Genomic DNA, 20,642 nt, shown 5'->3' with positions numbered 1-20,642 from the left:
CTTAGCTCAGTTGGTAGAGCGACGGACTGTTAATCCGCAGGTCGCTGGTTCGAGCCCAGCAGGAGGAGCCACTTTAAAAAGCCAAGTCGAAAGACTTGGCTTTTTTATATCAACTGAAACGAAATTGTCTCCTCTCCCCACTGTGCTAGTTCAACATTGATATGCTATGTCCACAGCATAGTGGCATTTTTAAAGGCGATAATATTCAACGCTTTTAGACTGGCCAGATAATTTTGATGTGGGTATTGCCGTGAAATAATCACTGTTCTCGACGCATAAAAAAACCAGTAGATTTGCATCTACTGGTTTATACATACCTATCACGCACATTACGTTAGGCTTTTACGCCCTGCTGCTGATTTAGCATTGCCACTTCGGCATCAAGCGCTTCAAGCTTCGCTTCCATCTGCTCACGACAAGTGTTTGCGAGTTCACGAACATGCTCTTTACCGTATTCATCGACCTGCACTGGAGGCAGCATCTCTACGATAACATGGCCGTTATTCCAGCGGTTGAGCTTAATGCCTGACGTTGAGCTACACACAATAGGAATAATAGGTAGCTTCGCGCCAATGGCGGCATGGAAAGCGCCCGTTTTAAATGGCAGCAAACCACGTCCACGTGAGCGAGTGCCCTCAGGAAACATCCAGACTGACACATCACTGTTGTTCATGCTATCAACCACTTGATCAATGGTGCCCTTCGCCTTTGAACGGTTAGCGCGGTCGATTAAGATATTCCCCGTTAGCCAATATAGCTGACCAAACAGAGGCATCCACGCAAGGCTCTTTTTACCCACCGTCACGACTTTTGGCGTAACCGCAGAAGAGACTGTAAACAAATCCCAGTTATTCTGATGGTTAGCGATATAGATATGCTGACCACGCTCATAAGCATCCTCAGGGATACGCAGCTCAAGTTTGATGCCGAAAACACGTGACATCTTGCCAAACAGGCGACCAAAGGTAAAAACGTGTTTTGGATTACGTGGACTCAATAAACAGTAGCCGCAACCAAAAACAAACATCACAATTGCAAAAATCGCAACAGCCAATACACGTAGTAGTGCAATCATTGTGGTTCTCCAAGATCAGCGGGGAATCATTTTAATTGCCCCAGACTTTACCTGATCTGTTTTTCATAAAAAAGCCGAAACTCGCGTTTCGGCTTACAAGCGTTAGCTGATTTTATCTCTAATCGCGGAAACGTTCAATATTTGCGCCAAGAGCAGATAATTTATCTTCAATTTTATCGTAGCCACGATCAATGTGATAAATACGATCAACGATAGTTTCACCGTGAGCAATACAGCCAGCAATCACTAAGCTCGCTGAGGCACGAAGGTCGGTTGCCATGACCTGAGCACCACTTAGCTCATTAACGTCACCACAGATGACTGTGTTGCCTTCGATTTCAGCTTTAGCGCCCATACGCATTAATTCTGGCACATGCATAAAGCGGTTTTCAAAGATGTTCTCTGTGATCACGCCACCACCCTTTGCCATCATATTAAGCAAAGTAAACTGAGCCTGCATATCAGTAGGGAAACCAGGGTGAGGCGCCGTACGAATCGTTACCGCCTTGAGTTCACGACCTGTCATATCGACTGAGATCCAATCTTCCCCTGTCTCTACCGCAGCACCCGCTTCTTCTAACTTAGCCAAAACGGCTTCTAGAAGATGCGCTTTCGTATTGCGACAAGTGACTTTACCACCAGAAACAGCGGCTGCAACGAGGAAGGTACCCGTTTCAATACGGTCAGCAACAACTGAATGTTTGCCACCGCCAAGACGTTCAACACCTTCAATTGTAATTGTGTCTGTGCCTGCACCTGAGATTTTTGCCCCAAGTTTATTTAGGAACTCAGCAGTGTCGACAATTTCCGGCTCACGTGCTGCGTTGTCCAGCACAGTCGTGCCTTCTGCCAAAGTCGCCGCACACATAATTGTAATGGTGGCACCAACACTGACTTTGTCCATCACGATGTGAGCGCCTTTCAGGCGTCCATCAACATTGGCTTTCACATACCCATCTTCAAGAGTAATGGTTGCACCCAACTGCTCTAGACCATGAATATGGAGATCAACCGGACGTGCACCAATCGCACAACCACCCGGCAATGAAACTTGACCTTGACCAAAACGCGCCACTAGTGGACCTAATGCCCAAATAGATGCACGCATCGTCTTTACTAAGTCGTAAGGCGCGCAGTATTCATTGATACTGCTAGGGTCAACGTGGACAGACCCATTACGCTCGACTTTCGCCCCAAGACGTCCCAATAGCTCCATCGTTGTGTCGATGTCACGTAAACGTGGAACGTTGGCTACTTCAACTGGCTCTTCAGCAAGAATAGAAGCAAATAAAATTGGTAGTGCAGCGTTCTTGGCACCTGAGATGGTCACTTCACCTACTAGAGGCTTTTTAGAACCTATAACTCGAAACTTTTCCATTTTTAAACCTTACAGTGACATCAACTTCTTATCACGAGCCCACTCTGCAGGAGTGTAAGCTTTAATAGAAACAGCGTGGATGTCATTTCGTTGGATATATTCCATCAGTGGTGCATAAATTAGCTGTTGTTTTTTAACGCGACTCATTCCGTCGAAGCAAGCATCAACAGCAACGACTTCATAATGACTGCCTTCGCCTTTGACGTGCAGCTCTTCTAGATTCAGTGCTTCGTTTAAAATCTGTTGTACTTTTGCGCTATCCACAATTCACCCCTGTAGTATTCTTTAAATGCTTAGCAACGATTTGTTCTACATTGCTTAGCTGAAATAATGTGCGCAATTCATTCGGCACGAAACTGAGCATTATATGACAGTTTTGCTTTTTTGCATTGTCTATTAGATGAATTAACATCACCATTCCTGCCGAATCGACTCGTTCAACCGACTTTAGCGACAACTCCATCTCACTCAAAGTTGGTTTGAACCTCTGTAGCTGTGCCCATAGGGCAGGCACTGTGTCTCTGTCCAAGTTGCCGTTTAAGGCACATTGTTGCTCACTGATCACTTGCCACTGCGGATGCATCATTGCGCTTTACTCTCAAAGCGAATAGCTTGCTGAGACAGTGCTTCTAGCTCATCAGCAACAGCAGCAATGCCCTCTTGACGTAGCTTGGTGCTCCATTCAGATTGCTTACTAGAGAGCAAACTAATACCCTCAGCAATCATATCAAACACTTGCCATTCACCCGTGTTCTTATCTTTTCTTAGCTTGAACTCGAGCTTAATGTTGGGTCTTGGCGAATCAACGATATCCACTTTGACACCAATAATATTTTTGTCCGCACTATTTTTCGCTTCAGGACCAAATTCAATGGTCTGATCCGTGTATTGAGTAAGCACTTGAGCGTAAGAGCTAATGAGATAAGAGCGAAATGCGACGATAAACTGACTCACATCTTCACGTTTAGCGCCTTTTAAATTAGGGCCCAGTAACTTGAGTGCTGCGTATTTCTCATTGACGAAAGGCATAAGCTCTTCTTCAACAATCACTTTCAAATAGTTTGGATCTTGGTGAATCAGTGGTTGCTCTGATTTGAGTCGCTCAAAAGCACGCTCAGAGACCAGCTTCATCATGTCATATGGCTGAGTCTTATCAATTTCATTCGCAGCCACATTAAATGTGAAAAAAAATGCCAGAAGAGTAAGTACTAACTTTCTCAACATGTTTATCTCCTTACTCATCAGAGCCGCCTACACTGTAAAGAACCTGTCCAATCAAATCTTCAAGTACAAGTGCAGACTTAGTATCTTCAATATAGTCCCCTTCCACCAGCATCTGCTCATCGTCAAATACAAAGCCTGGTGTGAGGCCAATATACTGCTCGCCGATCAAACCAGAGGTAAGGATTTTCACACTAGATGTCTCTGGGAACTGATCGTACTTACTATTGATCGCCATGGTAACAACGGGTAGTAAAGACTCACTATTCAAGTTGATCGCCACGACACGTCCGATAACCACGCCACCGACTTTGACCGGTGAACGAACCTTCAAACTACCAATATTGTCGAACTCAGCTTTGAGGGTATAAGTATCGTTAGAGCCTAGCCCTTTCACGTCAGCGACTTGAAAAATCATCACCAGAATTGCGCAAATTCCGGCAAGAACAAAGCTACCGACCCATAATTCAATCTTTCGAGTTTGTTGCATGATTAATTCCCAAACATCAATGCGGTTAGTACGAAGTCTAGACCAAGTACAGCAAGAGAAGAGTGGACTACGGTGCGTGTTGTAGCACGGCTGATACCTTCAGATGTAGGTATCGCATCGTAGCCATTAAATAAAGCTATCCAAGTAACAGTGATTGCGAAAGCGATACTCTTAATCATGCTGTTACCAATATCCTGACCAAGCTCTACGGAGGCTTGCATTGCTGACCAGAAGCTGCCGTGGTCGATTCCTTTCCAATCAACCCCGACAAGTTGACCGCCCCAAATACCGACAGCCATGAAAATCATCACTAGTAGAGGCATAGATATCACACCCGCCCAAAATCGTGGTGCGATCACTCGTTTGAGTGGATCAACCGCCATCATCTCCATACTGGAAAGCTGTTCTGTTGCTTTCATCAAACCAATTTCGGCCGTTAAGGCTGACCCTGCACGACCGGCGAATAGCAAAGCCGTGACGACAGGTCCTAACTCACGTAGCAATGACAACGCCACCATTTGACCTAACGCCCCTTCAGCACCGAAATCAACCAGAATGACGTAACCCTGTAAGCTCAGTACCATGCCAATAAATAGACCAGACAGCACGATAATGATCAGCGACTGAACACCGACTGTATAAAGTTGCTTTACCAACAATGGGAAGTTTTTAACTGGCTGTGGCTTACTCGCTAAAGCACCGAATAGCATTAAACTTGCACGACCAAACGACTCTGTTACGGATAAGGCGCGACGACCAACAGAAGCCACAAAATTTGCTAAGCCTGCCATTATAAGAAGAGCTCCTCAGCTAGAGGTTGAGACGGATAACGGAATGGTACAGGGCCGTCGGCATCCCCTACAAGAAATTGCTGCACTTGTGGATCTGGGTTAGTACGTAGCTCTTCAGGGGTTCCATGAGCAATGACTTTACCATTTGCCAGTATGTAGACTAAATCGGCAATACTCATTACTTCTGGAACATCATGTGAAACCACGACGGATGTCACACTGAGTGCTTGATTCAGGTTGCGGATCAGTTCAACGAGCACACCCATGGTGATAGGGTCTTGGCCAACAAAAGGTTCATCATACATGATTAGGTCTGGGTCTAGCGCGATAGCTCGAGCGAGTGCCGCTCGTCTTGCCATACCACCGGACAGTTCACTCGGCATCAGTGAAGCGGCACCACGCAGCCCCACCGCCTCTAGTTTAAGTAGCACCAAAGTGCGGATCAGAGACTCATCCAAATTTGTATGTTCACGTAGAGGAAAGGCAACGTTGTCAAAAACAGACAAATCGGTGAACAGAGCCCCCGATTGAAACAACATGCTCATCTTTTTTCGCTCTTGGTAGAGCTTTTTACGACTAAGCGATGGAATGTTGTGACCGTCAAACCAGATCTCGCCACTTTCTGGGTAGATTTGACCTCCAATAAGGCGTAGCAGTGTCGTTTTACCAATGCCAGAAGGTCCCATGATAGCGGTGATTTTTCCCTTAGGTACACTCAAGCTAACGTTATCAAATATTTTGCGCTCTCCACGAGAAAACATGAGCTGCTTTATTGTAACTAGGTCTTCGGATTCCATCTTGAGCTATTACCCCTTCCCTTATGAATGGGCAATCATAAGCACATTCATTTACAATTTAAAGCACTGTTCGATTAATTGTGAGATCTTCGAATATTCTTGGCAATCCCAATAACTCAAGGCATCTCTAATCAAATAGACAATTTGGTTAACAATTAATTGAATGAAGCGCTTCCCTTTTAATAGCCAAACCGTCAAAATTAACGGTTAAATTCTCTCGTTGTATATTGATTAGGAATCATCATGTTCGAAGCCGTTGCGTTTCTCATTATTGGATTGGTATTTTTAGTTTGGAGTGCCGATAAACTGGTATTTGGCGCTGCCGCTCTAGCGCGAAACGTGGGAATCTCTCCACTCGTGATCGGTATGACTATCCTAGCAATGGGTTCATCTGCACCAGAGATGATGGTTTCAGCAACCGCAGCCCTCGATGGGAAAACGGATACTGCTGTAGGTAACGTACTTGGTTCCAACATCGCCAACATTGCTTTAATACTAGGCATAACTGCGCTTATTAAGCCGCTCTCTATCAGTTCTGCTGTACTAAGACGTGAACTGCCTCTCATGATTGGCGTCACCATCCTTGCTGGTGTGTTACTTTGGGACAGCCATTTAGGGTTCTATGAAGGTATTCTTCTTTTTGTACTGTTTGCAGCATTCATCGTTGCCATGCTTCGCATTAGCCGCAATGAGAAAAAGAACGGTGATGTTCTTATCGAAGAACAAGAGTCTGAAGTACCAGAGGGCGTAAGTAACGCTAAAGCGGCAATCTGGGTAGTGATAGGTCTGATTGTGTTACCTCTCGCAGCGGATGTGTTGGTCGACAACGCGGTGATTATTGCTCAGTACTTCGGAATGAGTGACTTAGTCATTGGACTGACCATTATCGCAGTAGGAACGAGCCTACCAGAACTGGCTGCTTCCCTTGCTGGCGTGATGAAAGGCGAAGACGATATGGCCGTCGGTAATATCATCGGTTCAAACGTATTTAATATTTTAGCGGTTATGGGGATCCCAGGTATCCTCAATCCTTCAGTCTTGAGTGAATTTGCCATGAGCCGTGATTTTTGGGTCATGCTTGGCGTATCTTTGCTGCTCGTTGCAATGGCACTGGGCAAATCTCGTAGCATCAACCGTGCTGAAGGCGCAGTGCTGTTTTGCTGTTTCATTGGCTACCAAGCCTACCTCATCATGAATATGACTGCTTAACCTCATCTCGGAGTATTTATGTTTGATTATCGCTCAGCTGCCCTAGAGGTTTTACAAACCGAAGTTGAGGCCCTAAAACAACTCGACCAATACATCAACGACGACTTTATCAATGCTTGTGAGCTAATCCGTGCGAATAAAGAAGGCAAAGTCGTTGTCATGGGGATGGGTAAATCTGGCCATATTGGCAACAAGATTGCCGCAACATTAGCCAGTACAGGCACATCGGCATTCTTCGTCCACCCGGGTGAAGCGGCTCATGGCGACCTCGGTATGATTGAACCTGGCGATGTGGTTCTTGCTATCTCAAACTCAGGCGAGTCTTCTGAGATCTTGAGTCTTTTCCCAGTATTGAAGCGACTCAACATTAAAATTATTAGTATGACAGGCAAGCCAGCATCAAATATGGCAAAACTGTCAGATATTCATCTCCAAATCACTGTGCCAAAAGAGGCATGCCCTATTCAGCTTGCTCCAACCTCAAGCACAACCGCCACTCTAGTTATGGGCGATGCGTTGGCGATGGCATTAATGCAGGCTCGCGGATTTACTGCTGAAGATTTTGCGCTGTCACACCCAGGTGGAGCGCTGGGTCGCAAGTTGCTGCTAAAACTGGCAGACATCATGCACACCGGCGATAACCTTCCTCTAGTAACTCCCAGCACCGTTGTCCGTGAGGCATTACTAGAAATCAGTCAGAAAGGTCTAGGAATGACCGCTGTGGTTGATGACCACCAGCAACTGATCGGTATTTTTACCGATGGGGATCTACGTCGAATTCTGGACAAACGCATTGATATTCATACCGCTCTGATCGGCGATGTTATGACGGTTAATCCAACCATTGCAGAACCAAATATGCTTGCGGCCGAAGGACTTAATCTAATGCAAGACAAGAGCATTAATGGTTTGGTGCTATGCGAGAACGGCAAAGTTGTCGGCGCCCTTAACATGCATGATTTACTAAAAGCCGGAGTGATGTAATGTCGAAAATGATTGAAACTTTATATCAACCAGTGGAACAATCCACATTAGAAATTGCCAAACAAATTAAATTGCTTATCTGTGACGTTGATGGCGTCTTCTCCGACGGTTTAATTTACATGGGCAACGAGGGTGAAGAACTTAAAACTTTTCATACTCGAGATGGCTATGGCGTAAAATCACTAATGAATGCTGGTATCAAAATAGCCATCATCACTGGTCGCCGTTCACAAATCGTCGAAAATCGAATGAAAGCGCTTGGTATTTCGCTGATATACCAAGGTCAAGACGACAAAGTAAAAGCATATCGAGACATTTGCGATAAACTCAATATCTTGCCACAGCATACTGGGTATATTGGCGATGACCTGATTGACTGGCCCGTAATGGAGCAAGTCGCACTCAAGGTTTGTGTCGCAGACGGGCATCCGCTACTGGCAAAAAGAGCAAACTATGTCACCGTAATTAAAGGTGGGCATGGTGCAGTAAGAGAAGTTTGTGACCTCATCCTTCAAGCACGAAACGAACTTGATGTTCATAAAGGTCTAAGTATATGAGTCTTTCTCGTATTGGCTATCTGATCCTAACTTTCATAATATGCTGGTCTGCTTACTATCTTTTCGACCAACAGCAGAGTTATGATATTCAGGTAGAGCCAGATACAGAGCTACCGATGTTTAGCGGAAAAGGTTTAGAAAATACCTCTTACACTGAAAGTGGTATCCGCAGCTACGTGATTACATCGGTAAATCTCGACCACTACGCAAAAAGTGGTGACACAATTTTTAACCAACCGGTTTTGAAGGTTTATAAAGAAGGTACCACTCAAGAGTGGGAGATAACGGCTGAGCGTGGCGTATTGACCAAAGAGCATGTCTTAACGCTTTATGAGAACGTCCTAGCAAGTAATTTACTTCCAGAATCAGGTTTTGACACTTTGTCCACCGATATCATGAATATTCAGTTGGACAGTAGAGACTTTTGGGCAGACAACCAAGTCATTATGGTTGGGCCTCAATTTGAAACAGTGGGACAAGCGATGACAGGCAATTTTGCCGATAATCACGCAACCCTATACAAGCACGTACAAGGTAGATATGAAACTCTCACACCTTAGTCTGATTTCTTGTTTATTTCTGTCTAGCCAAGCATTGGCGCTATCAACAGACCAGGAACAGCCAGTTTATATCGACTCTGACAGTCAACAGCTCGATATGCAAAGCAACAAAGTCACATTTATCGGTGACGTTAAGTTGAAACAAGGCAGTATCAACATTAACGCAGACAAAGTGATAGTGACTCGTGACCCGAAAGATGGCTCAATCCAAGAGATTGAAGGCTACGGCAATCTAGCGACTTTCTCGCAGCTCACTGACGATGGCAAAACTCTGTATGGTGAAGCAAAAGAGCTTTACTACGTCATGATCGATGACCAACTAACCATGATAGATCAAGCGATGCTATCTCAAGACGATAGTGTTATCCGCGGTACTAAGATTCGCTACAAAATCTCTTCTCAAAAGCTGATTGCTGACGGTAAAGAGAAAGGCGACCGCGTATCTACCGTTCTTCAGCCACAAGCAGTACAAGAATAGTTATGGCAATACTTAAAGCTGAGCACTTAGCGAAAACCTATGGCAATCGAACCGTCGTAACGGATGTAAGTCTTCAAGTAGAATCAGGCCAAATCGTTGGCCTGCTTGGTCCTAACGGAGCAGGGAAAACAACATCCTTCTATATGATTGTAGGATTGGTCGCTCGTGATGAAGGCTCAATTACTATCGATGATAAAGACATCAGTATCTTACCGATGCACAGCCGTTCACGTATGGGGATAGGCTACCTTCCACAAGAGGCGTCTATTTTCCGCAAACTCTCAGTGGAAGATAACATCATGGCGGTTCTCGAAACTCGTGAAGAGATGACTCGAGAAGAGCGCCAAGACAAGTTGGAAGATTTATTGGAAGAATTCCACATTCAGCACATACGCAACAGCGCTGGTATGGCATTATCTGGTGGTGAACGTCGAAGAGTTGAGATAGCAAGAGCACTCGCAGCCAACCCACAATTTATTTTGTTGGACGAACCTTTTGCTGGCGTTGACCCTATTTCGGTCATCGACATCAAAAAGATCATTGAACACCTGAGAGATCGTGGCCTTGGCGTTTTGATCACTGACCACAACGTTCGTGAAACGCTTGATGTATGTGAAAAAGCGTACATTGTAAGTCAAGGACACCTGATTGCAGAAGGTACACCGGAGCAAGTGCTTAACAACGAACAAGTGAAACAAGTTTATCTCGGCGAGCAATTCCGTCTATGATTAAAGGGAAGAACGGTAAGATTCTCCAGCATGAAGGCAAGCAATACTGAATGAAACCCTCATTACAACTCAAGCTAGGACAGCAGTTAGCGATGACTCCTCAGTTGCAACAAGCAATACGTTTGTTGCAACTGTCAACGCTAGATCTTCAACAGGAAATTCAAGAAGCATTGGATTCAAACCCTCTACTTGAGGTAGAAGAGGCCCATGACGAACCTACGGTTGAAGACAATACCCGCAGTGAGGAAAAAGAGCCTACCGTAGAACTTGCAGATACCGCGGAACCCGACGTCAAAGACAGTTCTGAACTCATCGAAAAATCTGAAATTAGTAACGACCTCGAAATTGATACCACTTGGGATGATGTCTATAGCGCAAATACCGGCAGTACAGGCATTGCTCTCGACGATGATACTCCTGTTTATCAAGGTGAAACCACCCAGTCTTTACAAGACTATCTCATTTGGCAGCTTGACCTGACGCCATTTAGTGAAACAGATCGAACCATCGCTCTCGCCTTAATTGATGCCATTGATGACTACGGATACTTAACCGTTTCCACTGAAGAGATCTTAGAAAATTTCAATAACGAAGAAATTGAGATCGAAGAAATTGAAGCTGTACGCAAGCGTATCCAACAATTTGATCCTCTCGGTGTAGCCTCCGTTAATTTGCAGGACTGTCTACTGCTGCAACTAGCCACTTATCCTGAAGACACTCCTTGGCTCGCAGAAGCGAAATTAATTCTTACCCATCACATTGATCAGTTAGGCAATCGAGATTACAAACTGATCATTAAAGAGACTAAACTGAAAGAAGCGGAGATACGCGAAGCTCTCAAACTCGTTCAGCAGCTCGATCCAAGACCGGGGAGCCGTATTGCTTCAGAGCACGCTGAATACGTCATTCCTGATGTCTCAGTTTACAAAGATCACGGTAAGTGGGTTGTAACGATCAACCCAGATTCAGTTCCAAGACTGAAAGTAAATCAGCAATATGCGGCCTTAGGTAAAGGCAACAGTGCTGACAGTCAGTATATTCGCAGCAATTTGCAAGAAGCAAAATGGCTGATTAAAAGTTTAGAAAGTAGAAACGAGACTCTGCTCAAAGTTGCTAAGTGTATTGTTGAACATCAGCGCGATTTCTTTGAGTATGGAGAAGAAGCCATGAAACCTATGGTGCTGAATGATGTCGCTCTCGCGGTCGACATGCATGAATCCACCATATCAAGGGTGACAACGCAAAAGTACATGCATACCCCTCGTGGCATTTTTGAATTGAAGTACTTCTTTTCAAGTCATGTCAGTACTGACAATGGCGGAGAATGCTCATCAACTGCAATTCGTGCCCTCATCAAGAAGCTTGTCGCTGCCGAAAACAGTGCCAAACCACTTAGTGATAGCAAGATTGCTGCTCTACTCGCTGACCAAGGGATTCAGGTCGCTAGACGAACAATCGCTAAATACCGAGAGTCACTAGGTATTGCACCATCAAGTCAGCGCAAACGCCTGCTATAAGGCCTAAAAACCGAGAAGGAAAGTCTATGCAAATCAATATTAATGGCCATCACGTTGATCTAACCGATTCAATGCAAGACTACGTAAACGAAAAGTTTCAAAAGCTAGAACGCTTTTTCGACCACATCAACAGCGTACATGTTGTATTAAAAGTTGAAAAACTACGTCAAATCGCAGAAGCTACCCTTCACGTTAACCAAGGTGAAATTCATGCCTCTTCTGACGATGAAAGCATGTATGCAGCCATAGATTCGCTCGTCGACAAACTTGTTCGACAGCTCAACAAGCACAAAGAAAAGCTAAACGCCCACTAAAACCATGCAACTAAGCGAAATCCTTACATTGAACTGCACGAAAAGTGCAGTTCAATGTACTAGTAAAAAAAGAGCCCTAGAGCTGATCAGTGAACTCGTTGCTGAACAGACAGGTCAAAACTCAACTGAATTATTTGAATGTATGCTAAGTCGCGAGAAAGTCGGCAGTACTGGCATTGGAAATGGAATTGCCATTCCCCATGCTCGTATGCAGTCCAGCGATAAAGCAGTTGCAGTTTTACTGCAATGTGAATCTCCGGTTGAATTTGATTCTATCGATAACCGCCCTGTAGACCTACTTTTTGCTCTTCTCGTGCCTGACGCGCAATGTAAAGAGCACCTTAAAACCCTTTCTAGTATGGCAGAGCGTTTAAACGATAAGCAGATCCTAAAACAGCTTCGCAAAGCTCAGTCTGATCAAGAGCTTTACGACATCATGGTCAATCAATAATGCGTCTCATCGTTGTAAGCGGCCAATCAGGCGCTGGAAAAAGCGTCGCATTGCGAGTTCTCGAGGATCTTGGCTATTACTGCGTTGATAACCTCCCCGTCGATTTACTCGAAGTCTTCGTCAAAACAGTTCAGTCCAGTAAGCAAAACGTTGCTGTCAGCATCGATATTCGTAATCTGCCCACTGAGCCGAATCTTGTCGAAGACGTACTGGCTAAACTTAAGCAAGACTCGGATGTTAGCGTTCTATTCTTAGATGCGAACAAAGACACATTGCTTAAACGCTACAGCGAAACTCGTCGAATCCATCCCTTGTCATTGAGTTTGGGCAATACTTCACTCGAACAAGCGATCGAAAAAGAGAGATGTATTCTATCCCCGCTGAAAGAACATGCCGATTTGGTCATCGACAGTAGCAACCAATCTCTGCACGAACTCAGCGAAACCGTGCGCATGAGAGTTGAAGGTCGTGAGCGTAAAGACCTAGTCATGGTGTTCCAGTCATTTGGTTTTAAGTATGGGCTCCCAAGTGATGCAGACTATGTCTTCGACGTTCGCTTCTTACCCAATCCACATTGGGAGCCAGATTTACGCCCCCTAACAGGATTAGATGCCCCTATTAAGTCTTTCTTAGAAGGTCACCAAGAGGTTATGGAGCTGAAACGTCAGATCCAAAAATTTATTGAAGACTGGCTACCCTTATTAGAGAAAAATAATCGTAGCTACCTAACCGTAGCGATTGGATGCACGGGCGGAAAACATCGCTCCGTCTATCTTACTCAGCAAATTGGCGAGTACTTTGCTGAAATGGGACACCAAGTACAAATACGCCATGCCTCATTAGAGAAAAATCATAAGGAATAAGTTTATGCAGCAGCAAAGTCGTACTGTGTTAATTCAAAATCGTCTTGGGCTTCATGCTCGTGCTGCTGTAAAACTGGTTGAACTTGCCCAATCTTACGACGCCATTCTGACTATCCAAAACCATGAAGGCAAAGAAGCCACAGCCGATAGTGTCATGGGGCTGCTGATGCTAGAATCAGCTCAGGGAGAGCACGTTACCATTAGTGCCGAGGGAAACGATGCTCATCCCGCGTTAGAAGCAGTCTGTCATCTTATTGAAGATAAGTTTGATGAAGAGGAGTAATCCTCGTAAATGCTCTAACTAAATGACCTTCCTTCACATTAACTTATTAAATCCATCCTAAAATTCGGTTACTATTCATAGTATTGTAGGAATATAGAGTCAGGGGGAATCAATGGCAGAGCAAATAGAGTTCGATCAAGCTCACCAAGCCCTGAAAGAAGTTACTGAAGCGCTAGAAAATGGCCGTTTTGTCCATGTCCGTCGTCAATTGCAGGACATGGAACCGGAAGATATTGCCCATCTATTAGAAGCATCACCTCGTAAAAGCCGTGAAGTTCTTTGGCAGCTCACCGACCCAGAAGATTATGGTGAAATCCTCGATGAACTGAATGAGGATGTGAAAGACGATCTAGTGTCTAGAATGGCACCAGAAAAGCTGGCAGAAGCAACCGAAGGTATGGAGACGGATGATGTCGCTTACGTTCTTCGAAGCCTACCCGATGATGTTTCAAGAGAAGTTTTATCTCAAATGGACGCAGCTGAGCGTCTATTAGTTGAAACTGCCCTTTCCTACCCAGAAGACACCGCCGGTAGTTTAATGAACACCGACGTCATCACTATTCGTGGTGATGTCGATGTCGACGTTGTATTACGTTATCTACGCATGAAAGGCGAATTGCCGGAAGCCACTGACGCACTCTACGTTATCGATGAAGAGAGCCGACTGATCGGCGAACTGCCGATCACAACACTCATCACAACGCAACCAGACGTCAAAGTCAGTGATGTGATGGAAGATGCCGACGAAGCTATCGATGTGACGATGAGCGACTCAGACATAGCGAGCTTGTTTGAACGTCGTAACTGGATTTCAGCTCCTGTAATCGACGACAAGCAGCACCTTGTTGGACGTATTACTATCGATGACGTTGTCGATGTCATTCGTGAAGACGCAGAACACTCGATGATGAGTATGGCGGGTATGGATGATGACGAAGATACTTTCGCCCCAGTGGTAAAATCAGCACGAAAACGCAGTATTTGGTTAGGTGCTAATGTTCTTGCTGCTCTTGCTGCGGCATCGGTCTCAAACATGTTTGAAGCCACTCTCGATCAGATGGCCGCGATCGCCGTGTTGATGACCATTGTGCCTTCGATGGGCGGGGTTGCTGGTAACCAAACCGTCGCTCTGGTGATCCGTGGTCTAGCGCTTGGCCATATCGGTGATTCCAACAAGCGTGAACTACTGATGAAAGAGGCGGCCATCGGCCTACTCAATGGCATCATGTGGGCATTAATTATCGGTGGTATTGTCGTTGCTTGGAAAGGGAACTGGATGTTGGGTGGAATCATCTCGGCAGCGATGTTAACCAACTTGTTTGTTGCTGGTGTTGCCGGTGTAACCATTCCGATCCTACTCAAGAAAATGAATATCGATCCAGCACTGGCAGGGGGCATGGCTCTAACAACCGTCACCGATGTCATTGGTTTGTCGGTATTCCTCGGACTTGCGACAATCCTGATCTAGTCTCAGATACATATTAAAAAGCGCAGCTCATTGAGCTGCGCTTTTTCTATCAGGAAAGGCTCTAGCCGTTAATGTTAGGGCCCAGCCATTTCTCTGCTTCAAGCATATCCCATCCCTTGCGCTGCGCGTAACTTTCAACTTGATCTTGTTGGATCTGTGCGATCGCAAAGTAGCGAGAATCTGGATGAGAGAAGTACCAGCCCGAAACAGACGCCCCAGGGAACATCGCGTAACTGGACGTTAAGGTCATCCCTATCGTCTCTTCGACTTTCATCAACTCCCACAATGGGCCTTTCTCGGTATGTTCAGGACAAGCCGGATATCCAGGCGCAGGACGAATACCTTGATACTTCTCTCTAATGAGCTCTTCATTGGATAAGTTTTCATGTTCGGCATAACCCCAGATCTCTTTACGTACCCGCTCATGCAGATACTCAGCGAAGGCTTCAGCCAATCGGTCAGCAACCGCTTGAATCATGATCGCATTGTAGTCATCACCCTGCGCTTTGTACTGATCAGCCAGCTCCCGTTCATTGATACCACCTGTTACAGCAAAGGCACCAATCCAATCTTTTTTGCCCGACTCCTTAGGTGCTATGTAATCAGACAAACAGTAGTTAAAGCCTTTAGGTTTCTCGGTTTGCTGACGTAAGTTATGCAGAACTTTAGCGACTTCAGTACGAGATTCATCAGTATAGACCTCGATATCATCGCCAATACTTGCAGCAGGGAAAAGTGCACACATTCCTCGCGCCTGCATCAAACCTTCTTGTTCAACACGATCGAGTAGCTCATTCGCGTCCTCAAAGAGACGTTTTGCTTCTTCACCTACCTCTTCATGTTGGAAAATAGTGGGATACTTACCCACCAAAGACCATGTCATAAAGAATGGCGTCCAATCGATGTACTTACGCAAGGTACCGATGTCAAAATCGTCAAATACATGCACACCCGGCTTAGCAGGAACTGGCGGTGTGTAACTCTCCCAGTCAATGACAACCTTGTTCGCTCGTGCTTGTTCAAGAGTAACAGGCTTAGTACGTGGCTTTTTGCGGTTATGTTGATCACGTACACGTACATAATCTGCATCAAGCTTTTCAACAAAATCAGGGCGCAGTTCATTTGAAAGCAGCGAGGTACACACACCAACCGCTCGAGACGCATTGTTTACATAAACAACGGGATGTTTGTAGTTCTGCTCTATCTTAACAGCGGTATGAGCTTTAGATGTGGTTGCACCACCAATCAAAAGCGGCAAATCGAAATTAAGACGTTCCATCTCTTTGGCAACATGAACCATTTCGTCGAGTGAAGGGGTAATTAAGCCGGAAAGTCCAATGATATCGACATTCTTTTCTTTGGCGACTTTAAGGATCTGTTCACACGGAACCATCACCCCGAGATCGATAATTTCATAGTTATTACATTGCAAAACGACACCTACGATATTCTTACCAATATCGTGAACATCACCTTTCACCGTTGCTAATAAAATCTTACCGTTAGTAGATCCCTCCTGTTTGCCCGCATTGATAAATGGCTCTAGGTGGGCAACTGCCTGCTTCATTACACGTGCTGACTTCACCACCTGAGGTAGGAACATTTTGCCTTCACCAAACAGGTCACCGACGACGTTCATACCATCCATGAGAGGGCCTTCGATCACCTCTAACGGTTTGGCAGCATTCACGCGCGCTTCCTCAGTATCTTCAACAATAAACTCGGTAATACCTTTTACTAAGGCGTGCTCTAAACGTTTTTCAACAGGCCAAGTACGCCACTCAAGTGCCGACGCGTCTTCTTCTTTACCTACTCCCTTGTCTGCGTACTCCGCAGCAATATCCAGTAACCTCTCAGTACTGTCATCGCGACGGTTGAGCACCACATCCTCAACCGCTTCACGCAGCTTCTCGGGTACGTTGTCGTATATTTCGAGTTGCCCTGCATTTACGATACCCATATCCATGCCGTTTTTAAAACAGTGGTAGAGGAACACAGCATGAATCGCTTCTCGAACGTAGTTATTACCTCGGAAAGAGAATGAGACGTTCGAAACGCCACCAGATATCATCGCATAAGGGAGGTCGCGTTTGATGTCTGCTACCGCTGCAATAAAGTCCACCGCATAATTGTTGTGTTCCTCAATGCCCGTTGCAACAGCGAAAATATTTGGGTCGAAAATGATATCTTCCGGTGGGAAACCGACTTCATTGACTAAGATATTGTAGGCATTCGTACATATCTCTAGTTTACGTGCACGTGTCTCTGCCTGACCGATTTCATCAAATGCCATGACAATAACAGCCGCACCGTAACGGCGAATCAACTTAGCCTGTTCGACAAATTTCTCTTTACCCTCTTTAAGAGATATGGAGTTAACAATGCCTTTGCCCTGAATGCACTTTAGACCCGCTTCAATGACTTCCCACTTGGATGAATCGACCATGATAGGGACTTTCGAGATTTCTGGCTCAGATGCACATAGATTTAGGAAACGAACCATACTCGCCTCCGCATCCAACATGCCTTCATCCATATTGATATCGATGATCTGTGCGCCGTTCTCTACTTGCTGGCGGGCAACCTCTAACGCTTCGTCATAGAGTTCTTCTTTGATCAATCGTTTGAAGCGAGCAGAGCCAGTAACGTTTGTTCGTTCGCCGACGTTAACAAACAGAGTTTCCTTCTCAATCGTTAACGGTTCAAGACCTGATAAGCGACAAGCCACCGTCAATTGAGGAAGTGCTCTTGGTTTTACTCCAGCGACCACCTTTGCCATTTGGCGAATGTGCTCAGGCGTAGTACCACAACACCCGCCAATTAAATTAAGAAAGCCACTTTCAGCCCACTCTTTGACATGAACCGCCATGTCCGAAGGAGAAAGGTCGTACTCACCAAAAGCATTCGGCAAACCCGCATTAGGGTGTGCTGAAACAAACGTCTCAGAGATACGTGAAAGCTCTTCAACGTATGGTCTTAGCTCATCAGGGCCAAGGGCACAGTTAAGTCCAAATGAGATTGGTTGAACGTGACGTAGAGAGTTATAGAAGGCTTCGGTTGTTTGACCGGATAATGTCCGACCCGACGCATCGGTAATGGTACCTGAGATCATAACAGGTAGGCTAAAACCCAGTTCTTCAAACACACTATCAACCGCGAAGGCACAAGCCTTGGCATTCAAAGTGTCAAAAATGGTTTCAATAAGGATAAGATCAGACCCACCTCGGATCAGGGCGCGAGTCGATTCAGAATACGCTTCAACTAACTGGTCAAAGCTAACATTTCGATAACCAGGGTCATTTACATCCGGTGAGATAGAACATGTGCGGTTAGTAGGACCAAGAACACCGGCAACATAGCGAGGTTTATCTGGCGTCTTCGCACTCCATTCATCAGCGACTTCTCTTGCCAATTTTGCTGCGGCAAAGTTAATCTCTTCGCTGAGGCTTTCCATATCGTAGTCAGCCATAGCGATAGTCGTCGCATTGAAAGTGTTGGTTTCAAGAATATCCGCCCCTGCTTCAAGATACGCTGCGTGGATATCTCTGATTAACGTTGGCTGTGACAACACTAACAGGTCATTATTGCCCTTCAAATCACAGTGCCAATCTGCAAAGCGTTCGCCTCGGTAATCTTGCTCTTCCAATTTGTAATCTTGGATCATGGTGCCCATACCACCATCAATCAATAAGATACGTTGCTTTAATTGAGCTTCAATCTGTTGCCTTACATTACTTCCCACGGTACTGCCTCATTCCTTTATTTATGCCTCCATCCTATCACAGTTATTAAAGGAGTCTAGACGTCTAAAAGATCAAATTGATGACTTACTTATGACAAAAAGTGTTTGCTATTTGAACATAGTAGGCAGAAAATCTTCATTCATAATTTGTTACATAATGAGATTCTAATGTCGGTCTACTACACACTGTGCTTCCTGTCTGCAGCAGCGATGTTGATTGCTTTTATAAACAGCAAGATAGGTAAGATGCAAACCACCATCGCGATTACCGCTGGTTCGATGATGCTTTCGCTACTTATCTTAATTGCGGGTCAGAATGATTGGTTCCACCTGACTGAAATCGCTTCAAACACGGTATCCAGCATTAACTTTGAAGACTTTCTTCTAAAAGGGATCCTTGGATTTCTGTTATTTGCGGGCGGATTAGGAATCAAACTTCCCAATTTAAAAGATCAAAGATGGGAAATCACAGTGCTTGCTCTCGGCGCGACCCTGTTTTCGACGTTCTTTATAGGCTTTGTACTGTATGGATTCTGTCAACTGATCGGCATTCAATTCAATCTCATTTATTGCTTGTTATTTGGCGCACTGATCTCGCCAACCGACCCTATCGCTGTTCTTGCGATCGTAAAGAAACTTGATGCACCAAAACGTATTTCAACCCAAATCGAAGGTGAATCTCTGTTTAACGATGGCTTCGGCTTAGTAATCTTCGTTACTATTTTTACCATCGCATTCGGCACAGAAACGCCAACGGTGGGCAGTGTGACATTACTGTTCATTCAAGAAGCCATCGGTGGTATTGCCTATGGCTTTGCTCTAGGACTACTTTTCCACTACTTAATTAGTGCTACAGATGATCACTCTATGGAACTGCTGCTCACGATTGGTATGCCAACGGCCGGTTATGCATTTGCTGAAGTGATACACGTTTCAGGCCCGCTAGCTATGGTTGTGTCAGGTATCATGATAGGGAACTGGACTCGCTTTATCGGTTTCTCTAAAGAAAGTGAAGACCACTTAGACCACTTCTGGGAGCTGGTAGATGAATTCTTAAATGGCGTGCTATTCCTACTCATTGGTATGTCTATGTTACTATTTGAGTTCCATAAAGAAGACTGGATCCTAATGGCGTTCTCCATCCCATTAGTACTCGCAGCTCGCTACCTGAGCGTATTCTTCTCTTACATTGGCTTCAAACGCTACCGCAAGTACAACCCTTGGTCTGTCAGGATACTCACTTGGGGTGGCCTCCGTGGTGGGCTGGCATTAGCGATGGCGCTATCAATTCCATCGGGTATCTGGGTCATTCAGGATAAGCTGATAGATGTAAAAGAGATCGTGTTGGTCATGACATATTCAGTAGTGGTATTTTCTATCCTTGTCCAAGGCTCGACCATCACTCCTATGATTGATAAAGCGAAACTCAAACAGAAGGAGATCGACGAAGAGTGCGATCTTGAACAAGCCCCCCAAGAATAAGTGTGATACTCAGAAAGACATTCAAAGGCAGCCAAATGGCTGCTTTTTTATGGGTGTAGGCTAAAGTATTTCTCTTTTCAGGGACAAGTCCTATCAACATCTTCTAGGCCCAGCATCTCATCAGTTTACAGCCAAACCTTACCTTCAGCGTAAATCCCGCTGCCATTGTCCGAAGGCGCAGCGCTCGTATTGTCCCCTATCTCAAAGCGCGTAATCCACAGCCCGTACCCGATTTCCACACCTGAAGCACTCCT

At 45.2% G+C, this 20,642-nt stretch carries 22 protein-coding genes and 1 pseudogene; 14 read left to right on the top strand and 9 right to left on the bottom strand.

The window, feature by feature from the left end; genetic code table 11:
- Positions 1-152: 152 nt before the first annotated feature.
- Positions 153-259: pseudogene (locus tag ACQEXR_RS18110) on the top strand (MBL fold metallo-hydrolase); the annotation flags it as partial.
- 75 nt (positions 260-334) lie between these two features.
- Here ACQEXR_RS18110 and ACQEXR_RS18105 read toward each other — a convergent pair.
- From ACQEXR_RS18105 to mlaF, 8 genes are all read right to left on the bottom strand, one after another.
- Complete coding sequence (locus tag ACQEXR_RS18105; protein ID WP_138971434.1) at positions 335-1,075, bottom strand: 1-acylglycerol-3-phosphate O-acyltransferase; 741 nt, start codon at positions 1,073-1,075, stop codon at positions 335-337.
- Between the two features lie 118 nt (positions 1,076-1,193).
- Positions 1,194-2,453, bottom strand: a complete 1,260-nt coding sequence (murA, locus tag ACQEXR_RS18100) for a UDP-N-acetylglucosamine 1-carboxyvinyltransferase (RefSeq protein ID WP_138971433.1) — start codon at positions 2,451-2,453, stop codon at positions 1,194-1,196.
- Positions 2,454-2,462: 9 nt separating this feature from the next.
- Entirely contained in the window at positions 2,463-2,717 is a 255-nt protein-coding gene (gene ibaG / locus ACQEXR_RS18095) for a BolA family iron metabolism protein IbaG (protein ID WP_045957198.1), read from the bottom strand.
- Positions 2,710-3,039 (bottom strand): STAS domain-containing protein, encoded by a 330-nt coding sequence (locus ACQEXR_RS18090; protein ID WP_138971432.1) that lies wholly within the window; start codon positions 3,037-3,039, stop codon positions 2,710-2,712. The genes ibaG and ACQEXR_RS18090 overlap by 8 nt, the downstream gene beginning before the upstream one ends.
- Complete coding sequence (gene mlaC / locus ACQEXR_RS18085; RefSeq protein WP_427020873.1) at positions 3,036-3,677, bottom strand: phospholipid-binding protein MlaC; 642 nt, start codon at positions 3,675-3,677, stop codon at positions 3,036-3,038. The genes ACQEXR_RS18090 and mlaC overlap by 4 nt, the downstream gene beginning before the upstream one ends.
- A gap of 10 nt (positions 3,678-3,687) precedes the next feature.
- Positions 3,688-4,164 (bottom strand): outer membrane lipid asymmetry maintenance protein MlaD, encoded by a 477-nt coding sequence (gene mlaD / locus ACQEXR_RS18080; RefSeq protein WP_427020872.1) that lies wholly within the window; start codon positions 4,162-4,164, stop codon positions 3,688-3,690.
- A 2-nt stretch (positions 4,165-4,166) separates the two neighbouring features.
- Positions 4,167-4,955, bottom strand: a complete 789-nt coding sequence (gene mlaE, locus ACQEXR_RS18075; RefSeq protein WP_138971429.1) for a lipid asymmetry maintenance ABC transporter permease subunit MlaE — start codon at positions 4,953-4,955, stop codon at positions 4,167-4,169.
- Complete coding sequence (mlaF, locus tag ACQEXR_RS18070) at positions 4,955-5,752, bottom strand: phospholipid ABC transporter ATP-binding protein MlaF (protein ID WP_138971428.1); 798 nt, start codon at positions 5,750-5,752, stop codon at positions 4,955-4,957. Before mlaF ends, mlaE begins: the two co-directional genes overlap by 1 nt.
- Before the next feature lie 243 nt (positions 5,753-5,995).
- On the opposite strand from mlaF, the gene ACQEXR_RS18065 reads away from it, so the two are divergent.
- The 12 genes from ACQEXR_RS18065 (at position 5,996) to mgtE (ending at position 15,164) form a co-directional block, all read left to right on the top strand.
- Entirely contained in the window at positions 5,996-6,961 is a 966-nt protein-coding gene (locus ACQEXR_RS18065) for a calcium/sodium antiporter (RefSeq protein ID WP_331418034.1), read from the top strand.
- Between the two features lie 18 nt (positions 6,962-6,979).
- The gene (locus ACQEXR_RS18060; protein WP_427020871.1) at positions 6,980-7,945 is read left to right on the top strand and encodes a KpsF/GutQ family sugar-phosphate isomerase; all 966 of its coding nucleotides are present in this window, start codon (positions 6,980-6,982) and stop codon (positions 7,943-7,945) included.
- The gene (gene kdsC / locus ACQEXR_RS18055) at positions 7,945-8,502 is read left to right on the top strand and encodes a 3-deoxy-manno-octulosonate-8-phosphatase KdsC (protein WP_138971425.1); all 558 of its coding nucleotides are present in this window, start codon (positions 7,945-7,947) and stop codon (positions 8,500-8,502) included. The genes ACQEXR_RS18060 and kdsC overlap by 1 nt, the downstream gene beginning before the upstream one ends.
- Positions 8,499-9,062, top strand: coding sequence for an LPS export ABC transporter periplasmic protein LptC (gene lptC, locus ACQEXR_RS18050; protein ID WP_138971424.1), 564 nt, complete (start codon positions 8,499-8,501; stop codon positions 9,060-9,062). The genes kdsC and lptC overlap by 4 nt, the downstream gene beginning before the upstream one ends.
- Positions 9,043-9,540, top strand: a complete 498-nt coding sequence (lptA, locus tag ACQEXR_RS18045) for a lipopolysaccharide transport periplasmic protein LptA (protein WP_138971423.1) — start codon at positions 9,043-9,045, stop codon at positions 9,538-9,540. The genes lptC and lptA overlap by 20 nt, the downstream gene beginning before the upstream one ends.
- Before the next feature lie 2 nt (positions 9,541-9,542).
- Positions 9,543-10,268 (top strand): LPS export ABC transporter ATP-binding protein, encoded by a 726-nt coding sequence (gene lptB, locus ACQEXR_RS18040; protein ID WP_138971422.1) that lies wholly within the window; start codon positions 9,543-9,545, stop codon positions 10,266-10,268.
- A gap of 50 nt (positions 10,269-10,318) precedes the next feature.
- Positions 10,319-11,785: an RNA polymerase factor sigma-54 gene (locus ACQEXR_RS18035; protein ID WP_427020870.1), complete on the top strand. Its 1,467-nt coding sequence runs from the start codon at positions 10,319-10,321 to the stop codon at positions 11,783-11,785.
- 26 nt (positions 11,786-11,811) lie between these two features.
- Positions 11,812-12,099 carry a ribosome hibernation promoting factor gene (hpf, locus tag ACQEXR_RS18030; protein ID WP_138971420.1) on the top strand — a complete coding sequence of 96 codons (288 nt, stop codon included), beginning with the start codon at positions 11,812-11,814 and terminating at the stop codon, positions 12,097-12,099.
- 4 nt (positions 12,100-12,103) lie between these two features.
- The gene (ptsN, locus tag ACQEXR_RS18025) at positions 12,104-12,550 is read left to right on the top strand and encodes a PTS IIA-like nitrogen regulatory protein PtsN (RefSeq protein ID WP_138971419.1); all 447 of its coding nucleotides are present in this window, start codon (positions 12,104-12,106) and stop codon (positions 12,548-12,550) included.
- Positions 12,550-13,413, top strand: a complete 864-nt coding sequence (gene rapZ, locus ACQEXR_RS18020) for an RNase adapter RapZ (protein WP_138971418.1) — start codon at positions 12,550-12,552, stop codon at positions 13,411-13,413. The genes ptsN and rapZ overlap by 1 nt, the downstream gene beginning before the upstream one ends.
- Positions 13,414-13,417: 4 nt before the next feature.
- Positions 13,418-13,696 carry an HPr family phosphocarrier protein gene (locus ACQEXR_RS18015; RefSeq protein WP_138971417.1) on the top strand — a complete coding sequence of 93 codons (279 nt, stop codon included), beginning with the start codon at positions 13,418-13,420 and terminating at the stop codon, positions 13,694-13,696.
- A 112-nt stretch (positions 13,697-13,808) separates the two neighbouring features.
- Positions 13,809-15,164 (top strand): magnesium transporter, encoded by a 1,356-nt coding sequence (gene mgtE, locus ACQEXR_RS18010; RefSeq protein ID WP_138971416.1) that lies wholly within the window; start codon positions 13,809-13,811, stop codon positions 15,162-15,164.
- A 61-nt stretch (positions 15,165-15,225) separates the two neighbouring features.
- Here the strand turns inward: mgtE and metH are convergent, their stop codons facing one another.
- Complete coding sequence (gene metH, locus ACQEXR_RS18005) at positions 15,226-18,906, bottom strand: methionine synthase (RefSeq protein ID WP_427020869.1); 3,681 nt, start codon at positions 18,904-18,906, stop codon at positions 15,226-15,228.
- Between the two features lie 168 nt (positions 18,907-19,074).
- On the opposite strand from metH, the gene ACQEXR_RS18000 reads away from it, so the two are divergent.
- A complete protein-coding gene (locus ACQEXR_RS18000) occupies positions 19,075-20,388 on the top strand; it encodes a cation:proton antiporter (RefSeq protein ID WP_427020868.1) in 1,314 nt (437 codons plus the stop codon).
- Positions 20,389-20,642 lie beyond the last annotated feature (254 nt).

This window comes from Vibrio sp. TRT 2004 (assembly GCF_050113735.1).
Classification (GTDB): domain Bacteria; phylum Pseudomonadota; class Gammaproteobacteria; order Enterobacterales; family Vibrionaceae; genus Vibrio.
The sequence above is the reverse complement of the archived record's forward strand: the minus strand, read 5'-3'. Positions and strand labels throughout refer to the sequence as shown.